The following is a 6,234-nucleotide window of genomic DNA, read 5'->3' as shown; positions in this document are numbered from 1 at the left end:
TTGACCGAACCCGGCGCGACACTCGGCCCACAAACGACACACCTGCTCTATGTCGCCAGTAACGTCCGCCGGTACATTGGCCAGCGGCTGGGCACGCTGCAGATCCATCGGCATATGTGTACGAAAGCTCGCGAAACCGCTGTGCATTTGCGCGCAAACACTGCGCGCCACCGCACGGGCATATACGTCCTTTGGCCAGAGTGAGGGATGCTGCTCGGCAAGATATTCGACGATCGCCAAGGAATCCCAAACCGGACCATCGGCTGTTTTCAGCAGTGGCACCTTACCGCTTGGCGAGTGCTGGGCGATGAGTTGGGCAGTATCGGGCTTGTTCAACGCGATCAAGACCTCGTCGTAATCGACGCCAGCGATTTCCAGTGCCAGCGCCGCCCGTAAAGACCAGGATGAATAGCGTTTATCACCGATGACGAGTTGCAGGGTCATTGCAGTTCTCCGGTAATTCATTGAGTGACCTAGTCTAAACCGAGGAGCAGCCGACTACCCCTCAGTCGAGTCAGGACGTTGTATCAAGTGCGATATTCGGCATTGATCTTAACGTACTCGTGCGACAAGTCTGTGGTCCAGATTGTCTCGCTGCTCGCGCCACGGCCCAGTTCAATGCGAATGGTGATTTCCTCTTCAGCCATCACCGCCGCGCCCTGCTCTTCGGTGTAAGTTTCAGCCCGACAGCCTTTGCTGGCGATGCAGATATCGCCGAGAAACACGTCGATCTTGCTCACATCCAACTGGGCAACGCCTGCACGGCCAACAGCCGCGAGAATGCGTCCCCAATTAGGGTCGGACGCAAACAGTGCGGTCTTGATCAGTGGTGAATGTGCAACCGCGTAGCCCACATCCAGGCATTCTTGATGGGTCGCGCCGCCGTTTACAACGACAGTGACGAACTTGGTCGCACCTTCACCATCACGGACGATGGCCTGCGCGACCTCCATGCATACCTCGAACACGGCCTGCTTCAAGGCTGCAAAATAAGCACCGCTGGCCTGGGTGATCTCGTCCAACTCGACCTTGCCCGTTGCTACCAGCATGCAGCAATCATTGGTCGAGGTATCTCCATCAATGGTGATGCGGTTGAACGACTTATTGGCGGCATCACGCAACAAGTCCTGGAGCACGCTTTGGGGGCCCTTGGCATCCGTGGCGATATAGCCGAGCATGGTCGCCATGTTTGGCTTGATCATGCCCGCGCCCTTACTGATGCCGGTGACGGTAACTGTGACACCTTCATGCACGAACTGGCGACTGGCGCCTTTGGGCAAGGTGTCAGTGGTCATGATGCCGGTTGCAGCATCGGCCCAGTTATTCTCTGACAGGTTATCCAGCGCCGCTTGCAGGGCGCCCTCGATCTTCTCGACCGGTAGCGGCTCACAAATCACACCGGTCGAAAATGGCAACACCGACTGCTCATCGACGCCCGCAAGCTCGGCCAGCCTGGCGCAGGTGCGCGCAGCATTCTCAAGCCCGGACTCGCCAGTGCCCGCATTGGCATTACCTGTATTGGTAAGCAGGTAACGCACAGGCCCCAGCACGCGCTTTTTTGCAAGAATTACAGGGGCTGCACAAAATGAGTTCAGGGTGAATACACCCGCAACGCTTGAGCCTTCGGCGCAGCGCATGACGACAACATCCTTTCGCCCTGGTCGCTTGATACCAGCGCTCGCGATTCCCAGTTCAAAGCCTGCAACCGGATGCAGGGCAGACAGCGGGCCAAGACCTACAGCCATGAATAAACTCCTTGAGATGTTGCGGCGTCACGCCATTAAGTGGATGGTAAAACGCCGCGATCGGTTCAACCGGTCGCGGCGTTTACGGGTCAGTCGAGCCTGGCTACTTGCAATAAACCTGGACAGCCTGCGGCTGACCAGGGTCACATCAACTAGCCCAACTGCCCGTGGCAATGCTTGTACTTCTTGCCCGAACCGCAAGGGCAAGGCTCGTTGCGCCCGATCTTCTGCTCCGCTCGCACGGGCGCGGTTGCCACAGCCGTGTCGTCTTGCGGTTCAGCCTCTGGCTGCTCCAGGGCGGAAGCATCCGCATGCTGGAACTGCATGCGCGCAGCCATGGCTTCAGCTTCCCGGCGCAGGCGCTCTTCTTCTTCGGCTGGGTCCTCACGACGAACCTGAACATGCGAAAGCACGCGAATGGTGTCGCGCTTGATCGAATCAAGCAGCTCCTGGAACAGGGTGAACGACTCGCGCTTGTATTCTTGCTTCGGGTTCTTCTGCGCATAACCACGCAGGTGAATACCGTGGCGCAGGTGATCCATGGTCGAGAGGTGATCTTTCCACAGGTCATCAAGCACACGCAGCAGAATCTGCTTCTCGAAGGTGCGCAGCGCTTCAGCACTGGCCTGCTCTTCTTTCTCGTTGTATGCCTCGACCAACGCCTGAAGAATCCGCTCGCGCAGGGTTTCCTCATAGAGCTTGTGGTCATCATCCAGCCATTGCTGAATCGGCAGGTTGATGCCGAAACCGGTGTAGATCGCCGACTCAAGACCGGTGATATCCCACTGTTCAGGCAGCGACTGCGGCGGAATATGCTCGTTGATGGTGCTTTCGACAACTTCCTTACGGAACTCCTCGATGGTTTCACCAATTTCTTCCGAGGCCAGCAAGGTGTTGCGCATGTGATAAATCACTTTACGCTGCTCGTTGGCCACGTCATCGAACTCGAGCAGTTGCTTACGCATGTCGAAGTTACGACCTTCAACCTTGCGCTGCGCCTTTTCAATAGCGTTGCTCACCATACGATGCTCGATCGCCTCGCCTTGCTGCATGCCCAACGCCTTCATGAAGTTCTTCACCCGGTCAGAGGCAAAGATGCGCATCAGACTGTCTTCCAGCGACAGATAGAAACGGCTGGAGCCTGGGTCGCCCTGGCGCCCGGCACGACCGCGCAACTGGTTGTCGATACGACGTGACTCGTGGCGTTCGGAGGCAATTACATGCAAACCGCCCGACTCGATCACCGCCTGATGGCGCTTCTGCCAGTCGGCTTTGACCTGGGCAACCTGCTCATCGGTAGGGTTTTCGAGGGCCGCGACTTCGACCTCCCAGTTGCCGCCCAACAGAATGTCGGTACCACGACCCGCCATGTTGGTGGCGATAGTCAGCGCACCCGGACGACCCGCCTGGGCAATGATTTCAGCTTCCTTTTCGTGGAACTTGGCGTTGAGCACCTTGTGCTCGATACCTTGCTTGTTGAGCAGGGCCGACATGTACTCGGAGGTTTCGATCGAAGCCGTGCCCACCAGGACCGGACGACCTTGCGCCTGGCATTCCTGGATATCCGCAACGATGGCCGCGTACTTCTCTTCCTGGGTCAGGTAGACCAGGTCATTGAAGTCCTTGCGCGCCAGTGCACGGTTGGTCGGGATCACCATGACCTCAAGACCGTAGATCTGGTGGAACTCGAATGCTTCGGTGTCGGCCGTACCGGTCATGCCGGACAACTTGCTGTACAGGCGGAAATAGTTCTGGAAGGTGGTCGACGCAAGCGTCTGGCTTTCAGCCTGGATATTCAGGCCTTCCTTCGCCTCGATCGCCTGGTGCAAGCCTTCGGACAAGCGACGACCCGGCATGGTACGACCCGTGTGCTCATCGATGAGCAGCACTTGATCGTTCTGCACTATGTATTCGACATTGCGATGGAACAGCGTGTGCGCACGCAGACCGGCATAGACGTGAGTCAGCAGGCCAAGGTTATGTGCCGAGTAAAGACTCTCGCCTTCAGCGAGCAAGCCCGCCTGGGTCAGAAGATCCTCAATGAACTGGTGACCCTGCTCATTAAGCTCAACCTGGCGCGTTTTCTCATCAACACTGTAGTGACCTTCTTTGGTCACAACGCCTTCTTCTTCCTCGACGTGCAGCTCAAGTCGCGGGATCAGGTTGTTGATCTCAACGTACATCTTCGAGCTGTCTTCAGCCTGACCCGAGATGATCAACGGGGTACGGGCTTCGTCGATCAGGATCGAGTCGACTTCGTCGATTACGGCAAAGTTAAGTTCACGCTGGAACTTATCCTCAAGGCTAAACGCCATGTTATCGCGCAGGTAATCGAAACCGAATTCGTTGTTGGTGCCGTAGGTGATGTCGGCAGCATAGGCCGCGCGTTTTTCTTCGGGCGGCATGAAGGGAGTGACGATGCCGACGCTCATACCGAGGAATTCGTACAGCGGACGCATCCAGTTGGCGTCACGGCGGGCCAGGTAATCGTTGACCGTAACCACGTGCACGCCTTTACCGGCCAATGCATTGAGGTAAACAGCAAGGGTTGCAACCAGGGTCTTACCCTCACCGGTGCGCATTTCGGCGATCTTGCCTTCATGCAGGGTCATGCCACCGATCAGCTGTACATCGAAGTGGCGCATGCCCATTACCCGCTTGCCGGCCTCACGAGCCACGGCAAAGGCTTCAGGCAATAGCTGGTCGAGGGTTTCACCCTTGGCTAAACGAGCCTTGAACTCATCGGTTTTGGCACGCAGTTGCTCATCCGTGAGAGCAAGCATCTGCTCCTCAAAACCATTAACGGACTGAACCGCCTTGAGCATGCGCTTAACCTCACGCTCATTCTTGCTTCCAAAGAGTTTTTTCAACAAAGGCGCAAACATATCGACAGGTTCTTCCCACACGTATGGATGGAGGGCGGCCCAACAGTCGCCCATGCAGCCCTAATGGCTGCGTGCGAAGGGGGCATTCTACCCGGAAATGAAGATGATGAAAGCGACGTTATTTTTCGTCGCTTACACGAGCTATGTAGCTGGAAGGGTTTACCACTCGACCAAGCTTGGTTACTTCAAAGTGCACATGGTAACCGGTAGAGCGTCCCGTGCTGCCAACCAGAGCAATTGTTTGCCCACGCTTGACCAGATCACCGACCTGTACCTCGTTACGCTTATTGTGTCCGTAGAGGGTTACATAGCCATCTGCATGACTGATTTCTACTACATTACCATAACCATTCTTACGCCCGGAAAAGGTCACAACACCTGCGGCCACCGATACCACAGGGCTACCGGCCTTGGCGGCGAAGTCTACTCCCTTGTGCACACTGGCACGACCGGTCAGTGGATCGGTACGCCGACCAAAGGGAGAAGAAACATAGCCCTGCAAAACCGGACGCCCCGCAAGGTACTCAGCTTCATTGAGGCGGCGCTCGGCCAGTAACTGCTCAAGCACCTCCAACTGCTGCTCTCGACTATCAAGTTGCAAGGCCAGCTCATCGAGAGTGCTCATGAACGCCGGAGGCGCATAGGCGGCGGTGCCGTATGGCTCTTCTGGACCGCCCTGACCCACATTAAGCGAGAAATCGAACTCGCTTGAGTCGATATCAGCCAATTCGGTCAGGCGTTCGCCCAAAGCATCAAGGCGCGTCAGGCGTGCCTGCAAGTCGGCCACATGGGCCGCGAATGCATCCAGTTGGCGCTGAGCATCTACCCGCACGGCCCCTACTTCTGCACGCTGCTCATCCAGTGCCTGAGTAATTATTTGCGTGTCATCGTGGTCGACCACCTGGGCATCGGGTGACATCCACACGCCGACAACAGTACCGAGGCTAAGCGAGCCGGCCACCAGGATGAACAATCCCGCCACCAGCCATCTTAAATCGAAGCTCAAGGTACGAGCGGCGCCATGACGCCGACTTAATAGAATTATTTGCACGACTTCCCCTTTTGGTGGTGCCCAAGTTGGCAGCAGCATTTCTGCTACCATGGCGGCTCCACAATCGTAGGCGTCCAGCCATGTCTTTTCGTCCTTTGCCAGCTAAAGCACCTGCCGCGCTATTGCGCGAAGCAAAGCCCCTGCAAGCCTTGTTTAATGAAGCCCAAAGGCTTGAAAAACTGCAGCGCTTGCTTGAAAGCCAGCTTCAGCCTGCTGCCAGAGAACACTGTCATGTTGCGACCTGGCGTGCCGGTTGTTTGCTTCTTATTGTCACTGATGGCCATTGGGCCACCCGTCTGCGTTATCAGCAAAAGCGCCTGCTCAAACAGCTGCAGGCACTCGAAGCGTTCGCGACATTAACCAAGATCCACTTCAAGGTGCAACCATCAACAGCTGAAAGGCGTGCGGGAGGTCGCACAATTATCCTTTCGGACAGTGCAGCAGAAAATTTTAAAGCCACTGCTGAAGGTATAAGCGACCCGACGCTGCGCGCGGCCCTGGAGCGACTGGCCAAGCACACCAAGCCAGCCGACTGATTCGCACGACCGCTACA

General features: G+C 56.6%; 5 protein-coding genes. 1 reads left to right on the top strand and 4 read right to left on the bottom strand.

The genetic code is table 11. The annotated features are described in order from the left end of the window. From PSES9_RS0119885 to PSES9_RS0119870, 4 genes are all read right to left on the bottom strand, one after another. The coding region (locus tag PSES9_RS0119885; RefSeq protein WP_010489915.1) for a glutathione S-transferase at positions 1-444 on the bottom strand (444 nt) is incomplete at its 3' end. An 83-nt stretch (positions 445-527) separates the two neighbouring features. Next, positions 528-1,745 (bottom strand): bifunctional glutamate N-acetyltransferase/amino-acid acetyltransferase ArgJ, encoded by a 1,218-nt coding sequence (argJ, locus tag PSES9_RS0119880; RefSeq protein ID WP_010489913.1) that lies wholly within the window; start codon positions 1,743-1,745, stop codon positions 528-530. A gap of 152 nt (positions 1,746-1,897) precedes the next feature. Further along, positions 1,898-4,630 carry a preprotein translocase subunit SecA gene (gene secA / locus PSES9_RS0119875; protein WP_010489911.1) on the bottom strand — a complete coding sequence of 911 codons (2,733 nt, stop codon included), beginning with the start codon at positions 4,628-4,630 and terminating at the stop codon, positions 1,898-1,900. A gap of 118 nt (positions 4,631-4,748) precedes the next feature. Next, positions 4,749-5,681: a M23 family metallopeptidase gene (locus tag PSES9_RS0119870; RefSeq protein ID WP_010489909.1), complete on the bottom strand. Its 933-nt coding sequence runs from the start codon at positions 5,679-5,681 to the stop codon at positions 4,749-4,751. An 80-nt stretch (positions 5,682-5,761) separates the two neighbouring features. Between PSES9_RS0119870 and PSES9_RS0119865 the strand changes: the two genes are divergently transcribed. Continuing rightward, a complete protein-coding gene (locus PSES9_RS0119865) occupies positions 5,762-6,217 on the top strand; it encodes a DUF721 domain-containing protein (protein ID WP_010489907.1) in 456 nt (151 codons plus the stop codon). Positions 6,218-6,234: the final 17 nt, after the last annotated feature.

Source organism: Pseudomonas sp. S9 (genome assembly GCF_000222125.1).
GTDB classification, from domain to species: domain Bacteria; phylum Pseudomonadota; class Gammaproteobacteria; order Pseudomonadales; family Pseudomonadaceae; genus Aquipseudomonas; species Aquipseudomonas segetis.
This window is presented reverse-complemented; position numbering and strand designations above follow the sequence as displayed.

Coding starts and splice junctions, on each gene's coding strand:
- argJ (WP_010489913.1), bottom strand. CDS start 1,745: ATGGCTGTAGGTCTTGGCCCGCTGTCTGCCCTGCATCCGGTTGCAGGC.
- secA (WP_010489911.1), bottom strand. CDS start 4,630: ATGTTTGCGCCTTTGTTGAAAAAACTCTTTGGAAGCAAGAATGAGCGT.
- PSES9_RS0119865 (WP_010489907.1), top strand. CDS start 5,762: ATGTCTTTTCGTCCTTTGCCAGCTAAAGCACCTGCCGCGCTATTGCGC.